The organism is Streptomyces sp. PA03-1a (assembly GCF_033792805.1).
GTDB lineage: Bacteria > Actinomycetota > Actinomycetes > Streptomycetales > Streptomycetaceae > Actinacidiphila.
In genome coordinates this window covers 12,885-30,945 of record NZ_JARAVO010000002.1, presented here as the reverse complement: position 1 = coordinate 30,945, position 18,061 = coordinate 12,885, and the positions used below count along the sequence as shown (strand labels likewise).

At 70.3% G+C, this 18,061-nt stretch carries 17 protein-coding genes; 13 read left to right on the top strand and 4 right to left on the bottom strand.

All coding sequences use genetic code 11. The features are described 5' to 3' along the window. The first annotated feature begins 4 nt into the window (after positions 1-4). From eboE to PV341_RS00790, 7 genes are all read left to right on the top strand, one after another. The gene (gene eboE / locus PV341_RS00820; RefSeq protein ID WP_500324649.1) at positions 5-1,174 is read left to right on the top strand and encodes a metabolite traffic protein EboE; all 1,170 of its coding nucleotides are present in this window, start codon (positions 5-7) and stop codon (positions 1,172-1,174) included. Beyond that, the gene (locus PV341_RS00815) at positions 1,171-2,559 is read left to right on the top strand and encodes an alkaline phosphatase family protein (protein ID WP_500356333.1); all 1,389 of its coding nucleotides are present in this window, start codon (positions 1,171-1,173) and stop codon (positions 2,557-2,559) included. Before eboE ends, PV341_RS00815 begins: the two co-directional genes overlap by 4 nt. Positions 2,560-2,593: 34 nt before the next feature. Further along, positions 2,594-3,646, top strand: a complete 1,053-nt coding sequence (locus PV341_RS00810) for a sugar phosphate isomerase/epimerase family protein (RefSeq protein WP_500356331.1) — start codon at positions 2,594-2,596, stop codon at positions 3,644-3,646. Between the two features lie 557 nt (positions 3,647-4,203). Next, entirely contained in the window at positions 4,204-4,440 is a 237-nt protein-coding gene (locus PV341_RS00805) for a hypothetical protein (protein ID WP_500324654.1), read from the top strand. Between the two features lie 237 nt (positions 4,441-4,677). Then, complete coding sequence (locus PV341_RS00800) at positions 4,678-5,421, top strand: SDR family oxidoreductase (RefSeq protein WP_500324655.1); 744 nt, start codon at positions 4,678-4,680, stop codon at positions 5,419-5,421. Between the two features lie 210 nt (positions 5,422-5,631). After that, complete coding sequence (locus PV341_RS00795; RefSeq protein WP_500324657.1) at positions 5,632-6,537, top strand: SDR family NAD(P)-dependent oxidoreductase; 906 nt, start codon at positions 5,632-5,634, stop codon at positions 6,535-6,537. A 104-nt stretch (positions 6,538-6,641) separates the two neighbouring features. Continuing rightward, on the top strand, positions 6,642-6,977 hold the full coding sequence (locus tag PV341_RS00790; protein ID WP_500324659.1) for a nuclear transport factor 2 family protein: 336 nt from the start codon (positions 6,642-6,644) through the stop codon (positions 6,975-6,977). A gap of 117 nt (positions 6,978-7,094) precedes the next feature. Here the strand turns inward: PV341_RS00790 and PV341_RS00785 are convergent, their stop codons facing one another. The 3 genes from PV341_RS00785 to PV341_RS00775 form a co-directional block, all read right to left on the bottom strand. Further along, positions 7,095-7,799 (bottom strand): TetR/AcrR family transcriptional regulator, encoded by a 705-nt coding sequence (locus PV341_RS00785; RefSeq protein WP_500356330.1) that lies wholly within the window; start codon positions 7,797-7,799, stop codon positions 7,095-7,097. A 110-nt stretch (positions 7,800-7,909) separates the two neighbouring features. Further along, positions 7,910-9,055 carry an alpha/beta hydrolase gene (locus PV341_RS00780; protein WP_500356328.1) on the bottom strand — a complete coding sequence of 382 codons (1,146 nt, stop codon included), beginning with the start codon at positions 9,053-9,055 and terminating at the stop codon, positions 7,910-7,912. A gap of 138 nt (positions 9,056-9,193) precedes the next feature. Continuing rightward, positions 9,194-9,526 carry a tetratricopeptide repeat protein gene (locus PV341_RS00775; protein WP_179279764.1) on the bottom strand — a complete coding sequence of 111 codons (333 nt, stop codon included), beginning with the start codon at positions 9,524-9,526 and terminating at the stop codon, positions 9,194-9,196. Between the two features lie 401 nt (positions 9,527-9,927). Here PV341_RS00775 and PV341_RS00770 point away from each other — a divergent pair, with 401 nt between their 5' ends. Beyond that, positions 9,928-10,395, top strand: a complete 468-nt coding sequence (locus PV341_RS00770; protein ID WP_500324665.1) for a hypothetical protein — start codon at positions 9,928-9,930, stop codon at positions 10,393-10,395. 90 nt (positions 10,396-10,485) lie between these two features. On the opposite strand, the gene PV341_RS00765 is transcribed toward PV341_RS00770, so the two are convergent. Next, positions 10,486-10,812 (bottom strand): hypothetical protein, encoded by a 327-nt coding sequence (locus tag PV341_RS00765; protein ID WP_500324666.1) that lies wholly within the window; start codon positions 10,810-10,812, stop codon positions 10,486-10,488. 773 nt (positions 10,813-11,585) lie between these two features. Here PV341_RS00765 and PV341_RS00760 point away from each other — a divergent pair. The 5 genes from PV341_RS00760 (at position 11,586) to PV341_RS00740 (ending at position 18,058) form a co-directional block, all read left to right on the top strand. Next, a complete protein-coding gene (locus PV341_RS00760; protein WP_500324668.1) occupies positions 11,586-12,827 on the top strand; it encodes an ABC transporter substrate-binding protein in 1,242 nt (413 codons plus the stop codon). Beyond that, a complete protein-coding gene (locus tag PV341_RS00755; protein ID WP_500324670.1) occupies positions 12,824-13,726 on the top strand; it encodes a carbohydrate ABC transporter permease in 903 nt (300 codons plus the stop codon). The genes PV341_RS00760 and PV341_RS00755 overlap by 4 nt, the downstream gene beginning before the upstream one ends. Before the next feature lie 32 nt (positions 13,727-13,758). Then, complete coding sequence (locus PV341_RS00750) at positions 13,759-14,544, top strand: carbohydrate ABC transporter permease (protein ID WP_499517024.1); 786 nt, start codon at positions 13,759-13,761, stop codon at positions 14,542-14,544. Positions 14,545-14,723: 179 nt separating this feature from the next. Next, positions 14,724-17,000 (top strand): alpha-xylosidase, encoded by a 2,277-nt coding sequence (gene yicI, locus PV341_RS00745; protein ID WP_500324672.1) that lies wholly within the window; start codon positions 14,724-14,726, stop codon positions 16,998-17,000. 38 nt (positions 17,001-17,038) lie between these two features. Then, positions 17,039-18,058: a LacI family DNA-binding transcriptional regulator gene (locus PV341_RS00740; protein ID WP_500356325.1), complete on the top strand. Its 1,020-nt coding sequence runs from the start codon at positions 17,039-17,041 to the stop codon at positions 18,056-18,058. Positions 18,059-18,061 lie beyond the last annotated feature (3 nt).

The window sequence follows — 18,061 nt, the reverse complement described above, 5'->3', positions numbered from 1 at the left end:
ACCCATGCGCTTCCGGCACCCCGACGGCTCCGTCGTCCACCTGGCCTACTGCACCAACGTCCATCCCGCGGAGACGCTCGACGGAGTCCTCTCGCAGCTCCGCGACCACTGCGAACCCGTGCGCAAACGGCTGGGCCGGGACCGGCTCGGCATCGGGCTGTGGCTCGCCAAGGACGCCGCGCGCGCCCTCCACACCGATCCGGCCGCCCTGCGCGGGCTGCGCACCGCACTCGACCGCCGCGGCCTCGAGGTCGTCACCCTCAACGGCTTCCCCTACCAGGGCTTCGGCGCCGCCGAGGTCAAGTACCGGGTCTACCGGCCGGACTGGACCGAGCCGGAGCGGCTCGCCTACACCAGCGGCCTCGCCGACCTCCTCGCCGCCCTGCTCCCCGCCGACGTCACCGAAGGATCGATCTCCACCCTCCCGCTCGCCTGGCGCACCCTCTGGGACGAGCGTGCCGCGCGGAGCGCCAGGACCGCCCTCACCACCCTCGCCGGACGGCTCGACGCGCTGGCCGAACTCACCGGCAAGTCCATCAGGATCGCCCTGGAACCCGAACCGGGCTGCATCGTCGAGACCACCGCGGACGCGATAGAGCCCCTCACGGCGATCGCCCACCCCCGCATCGGCGTGTGCGTCGACACCTGCCATCTCGCCACCTCCTTCGAAGAACCCGCCGCCGCGCTGGACGCGCTCACCGCGGCGGGCATCACCATCCCCAAGGTCCAGCTCTCCGCCGCCCTGCACGCCGAACACCCGCACCTGCAGGACGTACGCGACGCGCTCGCCGCCTTCTCCGAACCCCGCTTCCTCCATCAGACGCGCGCCCGCACCGCCGGCGGGTTGCACGGCACCGACGACCTCCACCAGGCGCTCACCGAGGGGCCGCTCCCCACTGGCGCACCCTGGCGCGCCCACTTCCACGTGCCGCTGCACGCACCGCCGGCGCCTCCGCTCACCTCCACCGTCCCCGTCCTGAAGGACGCCCTCGCCCGCCTCGTCGGCGGCCCGTCCCCGCTGACCCACCACCTCGAGGTCGAGACCTACACCTGGCAGGCCCTCCCCGCCGAGCTGCGCCCACGCACCCGGGCCCAGCTCGCCGACGGCATCGCCGCGGAACTCGGTCTGGCCCGCGACCTCCTCCACGACCTCGGCCTGAAGGAACTCCCATGACCGACACCGCCGGGCCGGCCCCCCTCCTCGTCCTCGACGTCGTCGGCCTCACCCCCCGGCTCCTGGACCACATGCCGCATCTGAGGCGGCTCGCGGACAGCGGCTCACAGGCCCCGCTCGGCACCGTCCTGCCCGCGGTGACCTGTGCCGCCCAGTCCACCTTCCTCACGGGTGCGCCGCCCGCCGGGCACGGCATCGTCGGCAACGGCTGGTACTTCCGCGAACTCGGCGACGTCCTGCTGTGGCGCCAGCACAACGGTCTCGTCGCCGGCGACAAGCTGTGGGACGCCGCCCGCCGTGCCCACCCGGGCTACACCGTGGCCAACATCTGCTGGTGGTACGCCATGGGCGCCGACACCGATGTCACGGTCACCCCGCGCCCCGTCTACTACGCGGACGGCCGCAAGGAGCCCGACTGCTACACCCGGCCCCCCGAGCTTCACGACGAGCTCACCGACGCCCTCGGTACCTTCCCCCTCTTCCACTTCTGGGGCCCCGGCGCCGACATCGTCTCCAGCCGCTGGATCATCGACGCCACCCGGCACATCCTGCGCACCCGCACACCCGACCTCGCCCTCTGCTACCTCCCGCACCTCGACTACGACCTGCAGCGGTTCGGTCCGGACGACCCCCGCTCCCGCCGCGCGGCCACCGAGCTGGACGAGGCCCTGGCCCCGCTCCTCGACGACGCACGCAGGGAGGGCCGCACGGTGGTGGCGCTCTCCGAGTACGCGATCACGCCGGTCAGCCGGCCCGTCGACATCAACCGCGAGCTGCGGCGCGCCGGGCTGCTGGAGGTCCACACCCAGGACGGGATGGAGTACCTCGACGCGATGGCCTCCCGCGCGTTCGCGGTCGCCGACCACCAGATCGCCCATGTGTACGTGCGCCGTCCCGAGGACCTCGAAGCCACCCGCAAGGTCCTCGCCACGCTGCCCGGCGTCACCGAACTCCTCGACGACGAGGGCAAGAAGCGGCACGGTCTGGACCATCCGCGCTCCGGCGAGCTCGTCGCCGTGGCGGACCCGGACGCCTGGTTCACGTACTACTACTGGCTTGACGACGACAGGGCACCCGACTTCGCCCGGCTCGTCGAGATCCATCGCAAACCCGGCTACGACCCCGTCGAACTGTTCATGGACCCCGCGGACCCCTACGTCCGCGTCAAGGCCGCCACCGCACTGGCCCGCAAGAAGCTCGGCATGCGCTACCGCATGGCGGTCGTGCCGCTCGACCCCTCGCCTATTCGCGGCAGCCACGGCCGCCTCCCGGCGAGCGACGAAGAAGGTCCGCTCATCCTCTGCTCCATCCCCCGTGCCGTCGGCGGCCGCGTGGCGGCCACCGAAGTGAAGTCCCTGCTCCTGCGCCTGGCAGGACTCCACTGAACCACACATCACCGACGCCAAGGAGTTATCCACAATGACCAGCTCGCGTCGTAACAGCACCCCCGACCCGGAGCTCAGCCGCAAGCTCAGCAGACGCGGCATGCTGGGCGTCGCCGCCGGAGCCGGCGCCGCCGCGCTGCTCGGCCTGGCCGCCCCCACCGCTGCCGCCGCCCAGAGCAAGGGGCACGGCAAGGGCCACGGCCGCCCGGTCCTGCCTCCCGGCCGCCTCGGCATCCAGCTGTACTCGCTGCGCGACAAGGTCTCCACACTGGGCTTCGCCCCCGTCTTCTCGGAACTCCAGAAGTACGGCTACGACGAGATCGAGTACGCCGGCTACACGCAGGGCTCCGCGGGCGCCATCACCCTCGCCCAGCTGCGCCGGCTCGCCCGCGACCACGGATTGCGCGCCATCGGCAGCCACGTCGGCTACTACAACGACGGCGACCCGAACGCCTACACCTTCGCCCAGAACCTGACGAAGGTCCTCGACGACGCCCAGGCTCTCGGGCTGAAGCACATCGGAACGGCGTCCGGTCCCTGGCGGTACGGCAGCACCGTCGACGGCTGGAAGCGCTGCGCCGAGGAGTTCAACGAGTACGGCGCGGCCGCCAAGGCCCGCGGCATGAAGTTCTACCAGCACAACCACGCGGAGGAGTTCTCCTTCGCCACCGACCGCCCGGGAGTGCGGCTGTACGACGTCCTCCTCGCCGAGACCGACCCCGACCTGGTCTACCTGGAGATGGACATCTACTGGGCCTACGCGGGCCAGTTCCGGTTCTCCAAGCGTGCGGACGGCACCCCCGCCCCCTTCGACCCGCTGCGCTACGTCCTGAAGCAGCCCGACCGCTACCCCCTCTTCCACGTCAAGGACGGTGAGCGCGACGACACCAACGCCGACGGCTACCGCATGGTCGACGTCGGGGACGGGGACATCGACTACCAGCGGTTCATCTCGGCCGTGACGCGCACACACGGCGGCCGCCTCGACCACCACTGGCAGACCGAGCACGACACGCCGCCCGATTCCTTCAGCTTCGCCCGCAGGTCGAGCGCGTACCTGCACTCGCTGCGCGAGAAGGACTGCTGACGCCGTGTCGGTGACGATCTGACGCGCCGTCCGGCATGCCGGAGGGGCCCCGTGCCCGCCGCTCGGGCGGGCCGGGGCCCTTCGTCTTCCCGGGAGAAGCCGGGCTTGCGCGTCGCCGCGACTTCGGGCAGTCCTGCGGCCGCAGCGACGCGCGAGCCCATGACCAGGGACGGAGCGGGTCCCATCCGCTCCGGGCCCGCGGTCGGCTCGGTCGTCCCGGGGGCTGGGTGGCCGCGTTGGCGTACGTTGTCGGTGACGAGGATTCACTCGTCGGGAGGTCCGGACGTGACGGTTCGTGATTACGGTGCGTGGTGGAGTCATTGAGGCCCCGTCGGACCCGTGATCATCAGGAATTCGGCGCTGTGCACGCCGTCCGCAGTCCACCGTTCGCCGCACCTGACGCGGCGTCGCGTGACGGAGCGTGACGGAATTCCGTCGTGCGGCGCGGATGTCCTCGACGCAGGCTCTCCATGTCGGAACCCTGCGGGTATCGCCACGGTGCCCGCCGAGACAGGAGAGTCAGTATGCGCGTTTCCCGTTTTGTGGCCGCTGTCGGTGTGGCCTCTGTCGTTCTGCTGGGTGGTGCCACTGCCGCCGGCGCCGCCACCCCGGACCTCGCCGGCACCAAGGGAACCCACGTCACGGGCGACCACGGCCGCGGCGGCTACGACCGTGGTCACGGTGGGCGCGGCCACCACCGTGACTCCTACCGCTTCGACCGCGGCTTCTTCGGCTCGTACCTCTTCGGGCCCTACCTCTTCGACCCCTTCTTCTTCGGCGGTCGCTTCCACTGACCTCCGGCCGGCCTGAGCGCCCACGCGTGACGGCCGTCGGTCCCCCGGGCCGCCGCCCCCGTACAGGGGCGGCGGCCCCCGTGCGTGCGGGGCGGTGCGCACCGCGGACTCCCATGTGTACGGCGATAACAAGTCAGCGTTATCGCTGCTTGCGTTTCCGCCGATAACGTGGCACCGTTATCAGCGGAAGCGGGGCGATGGAAGGAGTCGCCCCCCTCGCGCGATCAGGAGACCGCCATGACCGAGACCACCACCACTCGCCGCGTCGCGATCGTCACGGGCGGCTCCCGCGGCATCGGCCGCGAAGTCGCGCTGCGCCTGGCCGCCGACGGCCAGGCGGTCGTCGTCGCCTACGCCGGCAACCAGGCCGACGCCGACGCGACCGTCACCCAGATCGCCGCCATCGGCGGTTCCGGCCTCGCGGTTCAGGCTGACGTCGCCGACGAGAAGGCGGTCCAGGAGCTCTTCGACGCCGCGGAGCGGGAGTTCGGCGGTGTGGACGTCGTGGTCAACTCGGCCGGCCTCATGATCCTGAACACCGTGGCGGACTTCGACCTCGACGCCCTTGACCGCATGCACCGCACCAACATCCGCGGCACCTTTGTGGTCAACCAGCAGGCCGCCCGCAGGCTCCGCGAGGGCGGCGCCGTGATCAACGTGTCCTCGTCCCAGACCCGGATCGCCACGCCGACCTACGCGGCGTACGCCGCGTCGAAGGGTGCGGTCGAGGCCATCAGCCTGATCCTGGCCCGGGAGCTGCGCGGCCGCGACATCACCGTGAACGCCGTCGCGCCCGGCCCGGTCGCCACCGACCTGTTCCTCAACGGCAAGGACGAGGCGACCATAGACCGGTTCGCGAAGCTGAACCCCCTCGAGCGCCTCGGCTCCCCTCAGGACGTCGCCGAGATCGTCTCCTTCCTGGCCGGCCCCGGTCGCTGGATCAACGGTCAGACGATCTTCGCCAACGGCGGAGCGGCCTGACCCGCCGGCCGTACACCTCCGCGCGACCCCTCCGGGCACCGCACCGCCGGTCCGTCCGCCGGACCGCCGGGTCGTCGACCCGCCCGGCACCCCGCACCTCGACCGCATCCTGCCCCGGCAGATCCACCACCTCGTGCCACCCCACCCCGACCCGGGGCCCGGACGCCACAGCCGCCGGGACCGGTCCCCATCAGCCCAAGGAGATCCGTCATGTCCCCCGTGTCCTCCGTCGTCCTGGTCACCGGTGCGAGCTCCGGATTCGGCGCGCTGGCCGCCCACGCTCTGGCCTCCGCGGGCCACACGGTCTACGCGAGCATGCGCGACATATCCGGCCGCAACGCCGAGCGTGCGGCGCAGGTACGTGAACGGGCCGCCCGCGAGGGCATCGACCTGCGGGTCGTCGAACTCGACGTGCTGTCCCAGGACAGCGCGGACCGCGCCGTCGCCACCGTCCTGAGCGAGGCCGGCCGGCTGGACGTCCTGGTCCACAACGCGGGCCACATGGTGCTCGGCCCCACCGAAGCCTTCACCCCGGAGGAGATGGCCGCGGTCTACGACACCAATGTGCTGGGCACCCAGCGGGTGAACCGCGCCGCACTGCCGCACCTGCGGGCGCAAGGACACGGTCTGCTGCTCTGGGTCGGGTCCAGCAGCACCCGCGGGGGCACCCCGCCCTACCTGGCGCCGTACTTCGCCGCTAAGGCCGCCATGGACGCCGTCGCCGTCAGTTACGCAGCCGAGCTCGCCCGCTTCGGCATCGACACCTCCATCGTCGTCCCCGGCGCCTTCACCTCCGGCACGAACCACTTCGCGAACGCGGGCCACCCCGCCGACACCGGCACCGTCGCGGCCTACGAGACCCGGTACGCGGGCCTGACCGAGCAGGTCGGCCGCGCCCTGGCCGCCATCACCCCGGCTGACGCCGACGTGGCGGAGGTGGCGCGCGAGATCGTCCGCGTCGTCGGGCTCCCCGCCGGCAAGCGGCCGTTCCGCACCCACATCGACCCCGCCGACGACGGCTCGGAGGCCGTCTCCGTGGTCGCCGACCGCATCCGCCAGGACTTCTACCACCGGATCGGCCTGGACGACCTGCTCAGCCCCCGCGCCGAAGCCTGACGGCCCCACAGCCGACCGGCTCAGCAGCCACCCGCCGCGGCCTCCCGGCGCACCGGACCCTTCGGGGGCCGGTGCGCCGGGAGGCACCGAGAAGGAGAACCGTCATGACCACCTCCGAGTTTCCCGAGCTTCCCGAGCCCGTACGGCGCGCCGTCGCCGCGGCGAACGCCCATGACACCGAGGCTTTCCTCGACCAGTTCACCGAGCACGGCGCGGTGGACGACTGGGGCCGCCGCTTCGAGGGCCGTGAAGCGGTCGAGGGATGGAGCGACCGCGAGTTCATCGGCGTCAAGGTCTCCCTGAAGGTCACCGCGGTGACCCGGCGGGGGGACCAGGTGATCGTCTCCGCCCAGGTCGGCGGCGACGGATTCAACGGCCCGTCGGACTTCGCCTTCACCGTCGAGGGCGACAGGGTCGCCCTGATGAGGATCACCGGCTGACAGGCAGGTGCCGGGACACGCGAACGCCCGGTGGGGAACCGTCACATGACGGCTCCCCACCGGGCGTTCTTCTGCAGCGGACCGGCCGCGGCGGCCTGAGCCGCCGCGCGTGGCGGCTCAGGCGGAGTGCGTGATGCGGTCCAGCAGCTCGTTCAGCAGGATGCGTTCACCGGGCGTGAGGATCTCCCCGATCTCGGGGAGCACGGCCTTGAAGGCGACGGTACGGGCGATCGACCGGCGCTCCTCCTCGGCGGCCTCCTCGGGCTCCGCGGTGGTGATGGCGGCGAGTATGGCCTCCCGCGTCCGGGGCGACAGCTCCGGGTCGCGAGCCTCGGGCACCGTGGCGATCAGCGTCAGGACGACCCCGCAGCCGGCCGAGTGGATCATCAGCATGGCGCGTTCCACGTCGACGCTCAGCCGGCCCGCCTCGGCGACCCGGGTCACCAGGCCGCGGAGGACGTTGAAGGACTCCGTCACGGCCGCCGGCTCGGCCCCGGGCCTGGGCTGACCGAACATCAGCTGGTATATCTCCGGGTTGGCCACACCGAACTCGATGTGCAGGTCCCAGCCCCAGCGCAGGTCCTCGACCGGGTCGGTGGCCCGCACCCGGTCGGTCTTGCGGTGCAGGTAGTCGGCGAAGCCCTCCGCCGCGACGGCGTCGAGCAGGCCCTGCATGTCGCCGAACTGCCGGTAGATGGTCGGCGGCTGAACGGCCGCCGCCTTGCTGACCGACCGGGTCGAGACCGCGTCGCGGCCGCCCTCGGTGAGCAGGGCAGCGGCGGCGGACATGATCCGCTCTCGGGTGGTCGCCCTTTCCTCCATGAATCGACGATAACAGAAATTTGTTACCAAGGGAAACTTCTCGGTCGTCAGACCGTGGAGGAGTGGCCGGGTGTGCCGGCCGCCCCTCCACGTCCCGCGTGCCGGGAGGGTCACTTGGCGGGGCCGGAGCCCTCCCCGTGCAGCGCCTCGCGCAGCGCCGTGGTGGCCTCGGCCACCGCCTTCTTGTTGGACTCGGTGCCGCGGAGGGCGTTGAGCATCATGAAGTCGTGCGTGATCTCGGGGTAGTGCGTGAGCTGGACGGGCACACCGGCCTTCCGCAGCTTCTCCGCGTACGCGGTGCCCTCGTCGTGGAGGACGTCGGAGTCCGTGATCATCAGCGCCGGAGGCAGGCCGCGCAGCTCGTCGACCGTGGCGCGCAGCGGGGCGGCCAGCGGGTTCTGCCGGTCCTTGAGGCGGGGGGCGTACGCGTCCCAGAACCACTTCATCGCGGGCTTGGTGAGCCAGCAGTTCTCCGCGAAGCGGTTGTACGAGGCGGTGTCGAAGTTCGCGTCCGTGACCGGGTACAGCATCACCTGGCGGCGGAAGTCGGGTCCGCCGCGCTGCTTGGCCATCATCGCCACGGCGGCGGTCATGTCACCGCCCACGGAGTCGCCGGCGACGGCCAGCCGCGAGGGGTCCACGCCGATCTGGCCGCCGTGGTCGGCGACCCACTTGGCCACGGTGTACGCCTGCTCGATCGGCACGGGGAACTGGGCCTCGGGCGAAGGGGTGTAGTCGACGAAGACCACCGCCGCCTGCGCGCCGTTGGCGAGCTCGCGCACCAGGCGTTCGTGGGTCTTGAAGTTGCCCAGCACCCACCCGCCGCCGTGGATGTAGACGATCCCGGGCAGGTCCCCCTTGGCGCCCTCGGGCCGTACGACGTGCACGGACACCGGGCCGGTCGGTCCGCCGGGCACGGTCCGCTCGCTGATCTGCGCAGGGAGCATGTCCACCGGGCCCGCCTGCAGCTTGTTCAGCACCTCCCGGGCGGCCGTGTAGGAGAGCGTGTACAGCGGCGGGCCGTCCGCCGCCGCCAGCTGGTCGAGGAAGTCCTGGTCCTGCGGGTCCAGCCGCACCGGCGGGTTGCCGCACGGCACCTTCGGCGCGGGCGTGTCGGCGGGCACCGCGTGGTCGACGCGCAGGACGTTCGTCGCCCTCTCGCCGCAGGCCGTGAGGCCCGCGGCCGCCGCGAGGAGGACTGCGACGGCGTAGCGTGCCTTGCGTCGCGTTATGGACCGGACGTGCGGACAGGTCATTGCGGTCTCCGAACCGTGGTCGGTCGATGGCCCCCACGTGAGCAGCCTGCGGAGGCGGTACGGTCCGGACAACCGGGGATGGGCCGGGGGAGTGGCCCGCGGGCGTCGGCGCCACGCGGCCTCACCGGGCCCGGAGGGTCAGACCACGACGAGGTCCCAGGCGGTCATCGCGTCGGCGAGCCGCAGGTGGGGGGCCGCTTCGGCGAGCCGGCCCTGACGCTCCAGCGTGCGCCCGAGGAGGAGGTGCGCGTGCGCGTCCTGCGGCTCGGCACGCAGGAGGTCGCGCAGCTCCGCCTCGGCCCGCGACAGCTGCGCGGAGAAGTAGTACGACCGGGCCAGCAGCATGCGCACCGCCATGTTGCGGGGTGCCACGTCCACGATGGACGCGAGCGTCCGGGCCGCGGCGGCGTAGCGCTGCCGGTTGAAGAAGAGCACGGCGCGCTTGAACGTCTCCGTGGTCGGACTGCTCATGTCGGTGCCCACTACTGCATCACCTCGGTCGAAGGACGGTCTCCTTGGTATGCCTTCCAACCGGGGCAAGTGTCTGATTTGTTCCACTCCGCCCCTTGATCTGCCGGAATCTTTGTGTGCCCGCCCGATCACCGTACGTGTCGTCCGGAGTCGGATGGGGCCCGGCCGGGTTGCGCGCCTCACCCTCCTGGGGGAACGTGACTTCGAGGCCGCATGGCCGCACGTCCGAGGATCTCCCGCCGTCCTCCGCTCTCCTCCGCTCCCGTTCTCCGCCGCACAGCGGCCCCTCGGGACGCCGGCAACCGCGCCCCCGCATCCCGCGACCCCGCAGCGGCACTCCGGACCGCATCCTCGCCCACGACCGCCACCACCCCCGGCAGCGGCCAGGAAGGCAGAACGACATGCCACTCCTCCGCACCCTCGCCCTGACTGCCGCGTCCGCCGCCCTCGCGACCGTGGTCGCGGCCGCCCCGGCCACGGCCGCCGCCGGCGCCGCGACGGCCCGGGCCGCCCCTGGCGGCGCCGCCCCGACCTACGCCACGGTGCTCGTCACGTGCTTCGGCCGGGGACTGGTGATGCCCCCGGACTTCCTCCTGGCCTGCGGGGACGGGAACGACCGGCTGGGCGGTCTGTACTGGTCGCACTGGGGCAGCGAGTCGGCCGTGGGCACCGGTTACGAGGAAGCCAACGACTGCGATCCGTACTGCGCGGCAGGCCACTTCCACACCTTCCCGGTCAAGATCAGGCTCTCCGAGAGCAAGCCCTGGCCCGAGGACCCGCACCTGCGGCACTTCACCAAGCTCACGATCACCTACCCCGACACCGAACCCTCCTGGCCGCACGACCCGGTCCGCGAGCTGTGGGACTGAGCGGGCGCGCGACGGCGCAGGACACGCCGACGGCCCCCGCGTCGCGGGGGCCGTCGGTCGTTCCTCGATGATCTTCAGTGGATATGGCTCTCAGCGGTAGAAGCCTCCGTAGAAGCCGGTCCCGTAGAAGCCGGGGTAGAAGCCGTAGTAGCCGCCGTAACCGCCATAGCCGCCGTAACCCCCGTAGCCGCCGTAGCCGCCCCAGCCGTAGCCGTTCCCCCAGCCCCAGCCGCCGTGGCCGCCACCGTGGCCGCCACCGTGTCCGCCGCCCCAGCCGCCGCCGTGGTCGACGACGGACTGCGCGGTGGTGGGTGCTGTCTGTGGGGTCGCCGCGCTGGCCGCGGTGGCTCCGGCGAAGGCGAGCAGGGGCGCCACCACGGCGGCGGCGGCGATCCTGCGGATGGTAAGCGTGCGCATGACTCCCCCTTCGGGGATCTGGACTTCGGGTCGCGGTCCGCACGGAGCGGGCCGCCGTCGCGCCGGATCGTGCGCGTGACCCCGGCGCAGATGGGGGTGCGGGCGTCTGGTGCGGACGCACCTCACGGACGTGGAACGCCGGAACAGATATCTGTAGTTGAAGACGTCCCTATATGAACGGTAGGCACGTTTTGTGCCGTCCGTCAAAGGGATCCGACAAAAAGTGCATATTGGTATCTTTTGCTCTACTGTGACGCCCTTTCAACCGTGCGTACCGCATAGGTTCCGTTGCGTCAGCGGCCGCCCAACGGGCCCTCGGACCAAACTGGTTGAGGCCGCGGTGCGACCCCTTCCGCCACGAGTCCCCCGTGACCGCAGGGGCTGATATGGCAAATGCGACAGAAGGGGCAAGTGATGCCAGTGGGGTGTAGGGGAATTTCCCTCCGGAATCCGGAAGAGATGAATCCGCTTCGCTGTCAAGCGCTTCCGCCCCTCCGGCGGCACCGCTGCGTCCCCATGTGGTCACTCCGGGCATCCGTCGCATGTCGCGCAGCTGTTGCGCGTCGGTAACGCTTCAAAATCGCTGGTCGGCGATTTGTTAACACCATTGACATATCCGCGATCGCTGCATACGGTCCTGCGTCGAAGCGCTTCGACGCGTCGCATCGAAACCATTCGATGGACGCCTCACTCGTTCGGCCCAGGTGGAGGTCACTTCAATGTTGAAGGTGCGCAGACCGCTGGCTCTCGCAGCAGCTGCCCTTGCGGGCGCCATGCTCATCACTTCGTGCGGAAGCTCGGACGGGGGTGCGGAGGGCGACGGCAAGACGCTGAAGCTCTGGCACTACGAAGCCCCGAACAGTGCCATGGGCATCGCCTGGAACCAGGCGATAGAGGAGTTCAAGAAGAGCCACCCGGGCGTCAAGGTCGAGTTCGAGGCCAAGGGCTTCGAGCAGATCCAGAAGACCGCCTCGATGGTGCTCAACTCCAGCAACGCCCCTGACCTCATGGAGTACAACAAGGGCAACGCCACGGCCGGCCTGCTGGCCAAGCAGGGCCTGCTGACCGACCTCACCCCGCAGGTCACCAAGTACGGCTGGGACAAGCTGCTCAGCCCCAGCGTCACCACCACCAGCCGCTACGACGCCAAGGGCGTCATGGGCTCCGGCAACTGGTACGGCATCCCGAACTTCGGTGAGTACACGATGGTGTACTACAACAAGGACCTCTTCGCGAAGAACAACGTGAAGGTCCCGACCACGTTCAACGAGTTCGAGCAGGCGCTCGCCGCCTTCAAGGCCAAGGGCATCACCCCGCTCGCCAACGGCGGCGCCGAGTACCCGGCCCACCAGTACCTGTACCAGCTGGCCCTGACCAAGGCCGACCGCAGCTGGGTCGACTCCTTCGAGCTCTACAAGGGCAAGGCGGACTTCCACGACGCCGCCTGGACGTACGCCGCCAACACCCTGTCGGACTGGGTGAAGAAGGGCTACATCGCCAAGACGAGCAGTGGCGCCAAGGCCGAGGACGCCGGCGTCTCCTTCATCGGCGGCAAGTCCCCGATCTTCTTCTCGGGCAGCTGGTGGTACGGCCGCTTCCGTGACGAGAACAAGTTCCAGTGGGGCTCGTTCCTCTTCCCGGAGTCCAAGATGACCCTCGGCTCGGGCGGCAACCTCTGGGTCGTCCCGAAGAACGCCAAGAACAAGCAGCTGGCCTACGACTTCATCGACATCACGATGAAGAAGGGGATCCAGAACACCCTCGGCAACAACGGCGGCGTGCCCGTCGCGGCCGAGCCCTCGGCGATCACCGACCCCAGCTCCAAGGAGCTGATCGAGAACTTCAACAAGGTCTCGGACCAGGACGGTCTCGCCTTCTACCCCGACTGGCCGGTCCCCGGCTTCTACGACGTGCTGGTCTCGGCCACCCAGAAGCTGATCACCGGCAGCGGCACCCCGGACCAGGTCCTGGACGAGCTGCAGAAGGCCTATGACGCGGGTGCGCCCACGTCATGAGTGCCCGACCCCTCCGGCTGCGCAATCCCTACGCGCTGTACTTGATCCCGGGTGTCATCGCCTTCCTGGCCGTCGTGATCGTGCCGTTCGTGATGAACATCTACTTCAGCTTCACGCACTGGCAGGGCGTCGGCTCGCCCACCTGGGCGGGGCTGGAGAACTACCGGGAGCTGATGAAGGACTCGCGGTTCTGGGAGTCCTTCCGGCACAGCGTCGCCATGGTCCTGGCGATGGCGGTGATCCCCACCGCCGTCGGCCTGGTGGTGGCCGCGGCGCTGTTCGACTTCATCGGCAAGCACTTCGGTTCGAAGCTGGCCAGCGTGCTGCGTGCCTGCTTCTACCTCCCGCAGGTCCTGCCCATCACCGTGGCGGGCATCGTCTGGAGCTGGATCCTGGCCCCCGAGAACGGCTCGCTCAACGAGCTGCTGAAGGCGGTCGGCCTGGGCTCGCTCCAGCAGGACTGGCTGGGTGACCCGAAGTTCGCGCTCTACAGCGTGATGGCCGTCATGGTCTGGGTGCAGCTGGGGTTCCCCGTCGTGATCTTCATGGCGGGACTCCAGCGGGTCGATCCCTCGCTCTACGAGGCGGCCGAGCTGGACGGGACGAACTGGTGGCAGCGTTTCTGGCACGTGACGCTGCCCCAGATCCGCCCCGAGATCTACGTGGTGATGCTGTGGTGCACCATCGCGGCCCTCAAGGTCTTCGGCGCGGTCTACGTCCTCACCAAGGGCGGACCCGCCGACTCGACCATCGTCCCGTCCTACTTCTCCTTCTCGACCTTCTTCGAGAAGACCGACGTGGGCTACGGCTCGGCGATCGCGACGGTCCTCACCCTGATCATCCTGGCGCTGACCACGGTCGGCCTGCGCTTCCAGACCCGATCGGAGGACGCACAGTGAAGGCGCTCAAGCGCTACCCCGTGCTGGTGGCCATGATCCTCGGCGCGATCTTCATGGTGCTGCCGCTCCTGATCGTGCTCATCAACGCGCTGAAGTCGCCCGCCGACTACTCCGCGCACGGCCCGCTCTCGCTGCCCCACGGCCTCCACCTGGACGGCCTGACGGACTTCTGGACCCGGGTCAACTTCGGGCACACGCTGATCAACTCGATCGTGATCTCGGGTTCGGTGGCCGTGTTCGGCGTCATCCTCTCGGTGCTGAACGCGTACGCGATCGGCATCGGGAGGATCAAGGGCAAGGCGTACTTCCTCGCCTTCTTCGTGCTGGCCAACGTGCTGCCGCAGGAAGCGCTGGTCTACCCGCTGTACTACCTGTCCAAGCAGGTGGGCCTGTACGACACCAGGCTGAGCCTGATCATCGTCTTCAGCGTCGTGCAGGCGGCGTTCGGCACCTACCTCCTCTCCTCCGTGCTCGGAGCCTTCCCGAAGGAGATCATCGAGGCGGCCAGGATCGACGGCGCCAACAGCTGGCAGATCCTGTGGCGGATGGTGGTCCCGGTCAGCCGGCCCACCCTGGGCGTCCTGCTGGTGTTCTTCTTCATCTGGACCTGGAACGAGTTCCTGCTGCCCCTGGTCATGCTGCCGTCGAACGACAACCAGACCGTCTCGGTCGCGCTCGGCGTGCTCCAGGGTCAGCGTCTGATGGACGCGACGATGACCAACGCGGCCGGCCTGCTCGGCGCGCTGCCCGCGATCGTCTTCTTCCTGCTCTTCCAGCGGACCCTCACCCGCGGCATCGCCGTCGGCGCCGTGAAGTGATCCGCGCCCGGACCACCGTGTCCGTGGCCCTCCACCCGGGCGGATGACCTCCCCGCGTCCCGCCCACGGCTCTGCCTCCCCGCTGCCTCCCCGCTCCGCGGCAGGAGGCAGAGCCGGCCCCACCTGCTCCCACACGTACCGAGAACGCCGGTGGCCGCCCACCGGGAAAGGCATCGACCATGAAGTTCACCAACGGGTACTGGCTGCTGCGCGAAGGCGTCACGGCGGCGTATCCGGCCGAGGTCCTCGATGCCGTCCCGGGCCCCGGAACGTTGCGGGTCCACGCGCCCACCCAGCACATCCGGCACCGCGGCGACCTGCTCAAGGGCCCGCTCGTCACGGTCGACTGCACCGCGCCCATGCCCGGTGTCATCGGTGTGCGCATCACCCACTTCGAGGGCGACGTCGAGACCGGGCCGCACTTCGAGCTGCACCACGAGTCGCACGAGCCCCTCGTGACGGTCGACGAGGAGCAGGCCGTCCTGACCTCCGGCGACCTGAGCGTCCGCTTCCGCCTCGACGGCGAGTGGCGGATGGAGTTCCAGGCCGACGGACGCACCCTCACCAGCAGCGACGTCAAGGCCATGGCGCTGATGGAGACCGCCGAGGGCGAGCACCACGTCCGCGAGCAGCTCCGGCTGGCCGTCGGCACCTCCGTCTACGGGCTCGGCGAGCGCTTCGGCCCGCTGGTCAAGAACGGCCAGACCGTCGACATCTGGAACGCCGACGGCGGCACCAGCAGCGAGCAGTCCTACAAGAACATCCCGTTCTACCTGACCGACGCCGGCTACGGCGTCTTCGTCGACGACCCCGGCAAGGTCTCCTTCGAGGTCGCCTCCGAGCAGGTCTCGCGCGTCCAGTTCAGCGCCGAGCGGCAGCAGCTGCAGTACTACGTCATCCACGGCCCCACGCCGAAGGAGATCCTGCGCAAGTACACCGCGCTCACCGGCCGTCCGGCCCTGCCGCCCGCCTGGTCCTTCGGGCTGTGGCTGACCACGTCGTTCACCACCTCCTACGACGAGCAGACCGTCACCGGATTCGTCGAGGGCATGGCCGAGCGGGACCTGCCGCTGTCGGCCTTCCACTTCGACTGCTTCTGGATGCGCGAGTTCAACTGGTGCGACTTCGAGTGGGACCCGCGCGTCTTCCCCGACCCCGAGGGGATGCTGCGCCGGCTGAAGGAGCGCGACCTCCACATCTGCGTGTGGATCAACCCCTACATAGCCCAGCGCTCACCGCTGTTCGCCGAGGGCAAGGCGGCCGGCTACCTCCTCAAGCGCCCTGACGGCGGCGTGTGGCAGTGGGACCTGTGGCAGCCCGGCATGGCCCTGGTCGACTTCACCAACCCCGACGCCTGCGCCTGGTACGCGTCCAAGCTCGAGGCCCTCCTCGACATGGGCGTCGACTGCTTCAAGACCGACTTCGGCGAGCGCGTGCCCACCGACGTCGCCTGGTTCGACGGCTCCGACCCGGAGCGCATGCACAACTACTACACGCAGCTGTACAACAAGACCGTCTTCGACGTGCTGCGCAAGCACCGCGGCGAGGGCGAGGCCGTGCTCTTCGCGCGCTCGGCCACGGCCGGCGGCCAGCAGTTCCCCGTGCACTGGGGCGGCGACTGCGAGTCCACGTACGAGTCGATGGCCGAGTCGCTGCGCGGCGGCCTGTCGCTCGGCCTGTCCGGCTTCGGCTACTGGAGCCACGACATCGGCGGCTTCGAGGGGCTGCCCGACGCGGGTCTGTTCAAGCGCTGGACCGCCTTCGGCATGCTCTCCTCGCACAGCCGGCTGCACGGTTCCTCGTCCTACCGCGTGCCGTGGCTGTTCGACGAGGAGGCGGTGGACGTCCTCCGCCACTTCACCAAGCTCAAGCTGAGCCTCATGCCCTACCTCTACGGTGCCGCGCACCAGGCGCACACCGAGGGCGTCCCGATGATGCGGGCCATGGTGCTGGAGTTCCCGGACGACCCGGGCTGCGCCTCGCTGGAGCGCCAGTACATGCTCGGCGGGGACCTGCTCGTCGCGCCGGTGTTCTCCGAGGACGGCGAGGTGTCGTACTACGTGCCCGAGGGCACCTGGACCCACTTCACGACCGGCGAGAAGGTCACCGGTCCGCGCTGGGTGCGCGAGACCCACGACTACCTGAGCGTCCCGCTGCTGGCCCGGCCCGGTTCCGCGATCCCGGTCGGCGCGGTCACCGACCGCCCCGACTACGCGTGGGCGGACGACGTCACCGTCCGGGTCTTCGAGCCCGCCGACGGCTCCCGCACCACCGTGCGGATCCCCCGCGAGGACGGCACGGCCGCGGCCGAGATCACCGTCGTGCGCGAGGGCTCCACGCTGCGGGCCGAGACCTCCGACGCGTCGCTCCCGTGGGGCGTCGAGGTGGCCGGCGGAGCCTCCGTGCGTGCGGCGGCCGGTACCGCCGTCCTCACCCTTGAGCTCGCGGGCTCCTGAGGGCGGTCTGCTGCACGCACGTACGGGAAGGGAGTTGCATGGTCAAGATCACTGACGTCGCGCGGCACGCCAACGTGTCGCCGAGCACCGTCAGCTACGCCCTCAGCGGCAAGCGGTCGATCTCCCCGGAGACCCGGCGGCGCATCGAGGACAGCATCCGTGAACTGGGCTACCGGCCGCACGCCGGAGCCCGCTCCCTGGCCAGCAGCAGGTCACGGGTGCTCGGTCTCGTGCTGCCCCTCCGGAAGGGCATCCACGTGCCTGTGGTCATGCAATTCGCCACGTCCGTGCTGACCGCCGCCCGGGAGCACGACCACGATGTCCTCCTCCTCACGCAGAGCGAGGGGGAGGAGGGCATCATCCGGGTCGCCCAGAGCGCCATGGCGGACGCCTTCATCATCATGGACGTCGAGATGGACGACCGCAGGCTGCCGTTGCTGCGCACCATGGACCGGCCGTCCGTGCTGATCGGTTTCCCCTCCGACCCGGCCGGGCTGACCTGCGTCGACCTGGACTTCGCGGGTGCCGGCGAGGCGTGCGTGGAGCACCTCGCCTCGCTCGGCCACCGGACCGTGGCCCTGGTCGGCTCACCCCCCGAGGTCTACGTCCGCGGCACCGGGTTCGCCCGCCGGGTCGCCGCGGGATTCACGGCCGCCGCCGACCGGCTCGGCCTGCGCTCGTCCGTCCACCCCTGCCCGGAGACCCCGGCCGCCGCGCGAGCCATGGCCGAGCAACTGCTGCGCGAACAGCCGGGGCTGTCCGGGATCGTCGTCCACAACGAGCCGATCACCCAGCCCCTGATCGCCGCCTTCCAGGCCATGGGCCTGCGGGTACCGGAGGACCTGTCGGTCGCCGCGATCTGCCCCGACGAGACCGCCGAGCAGGCATCGGTGCCCATCACCTCCGTGTCGATCCCCTCAGCCGAGATCGGCACCCGCGCGGTGGACCTCCTGTTGGCCAAGCTCGCCGGCCGTGACGACGTGCCGGAGACCACCGTGCTCTCCGCGGTCCTGACCCCCCGGGCCACGACCGCCCCGCCGGCGGCCGTGGCCCCGTGACCG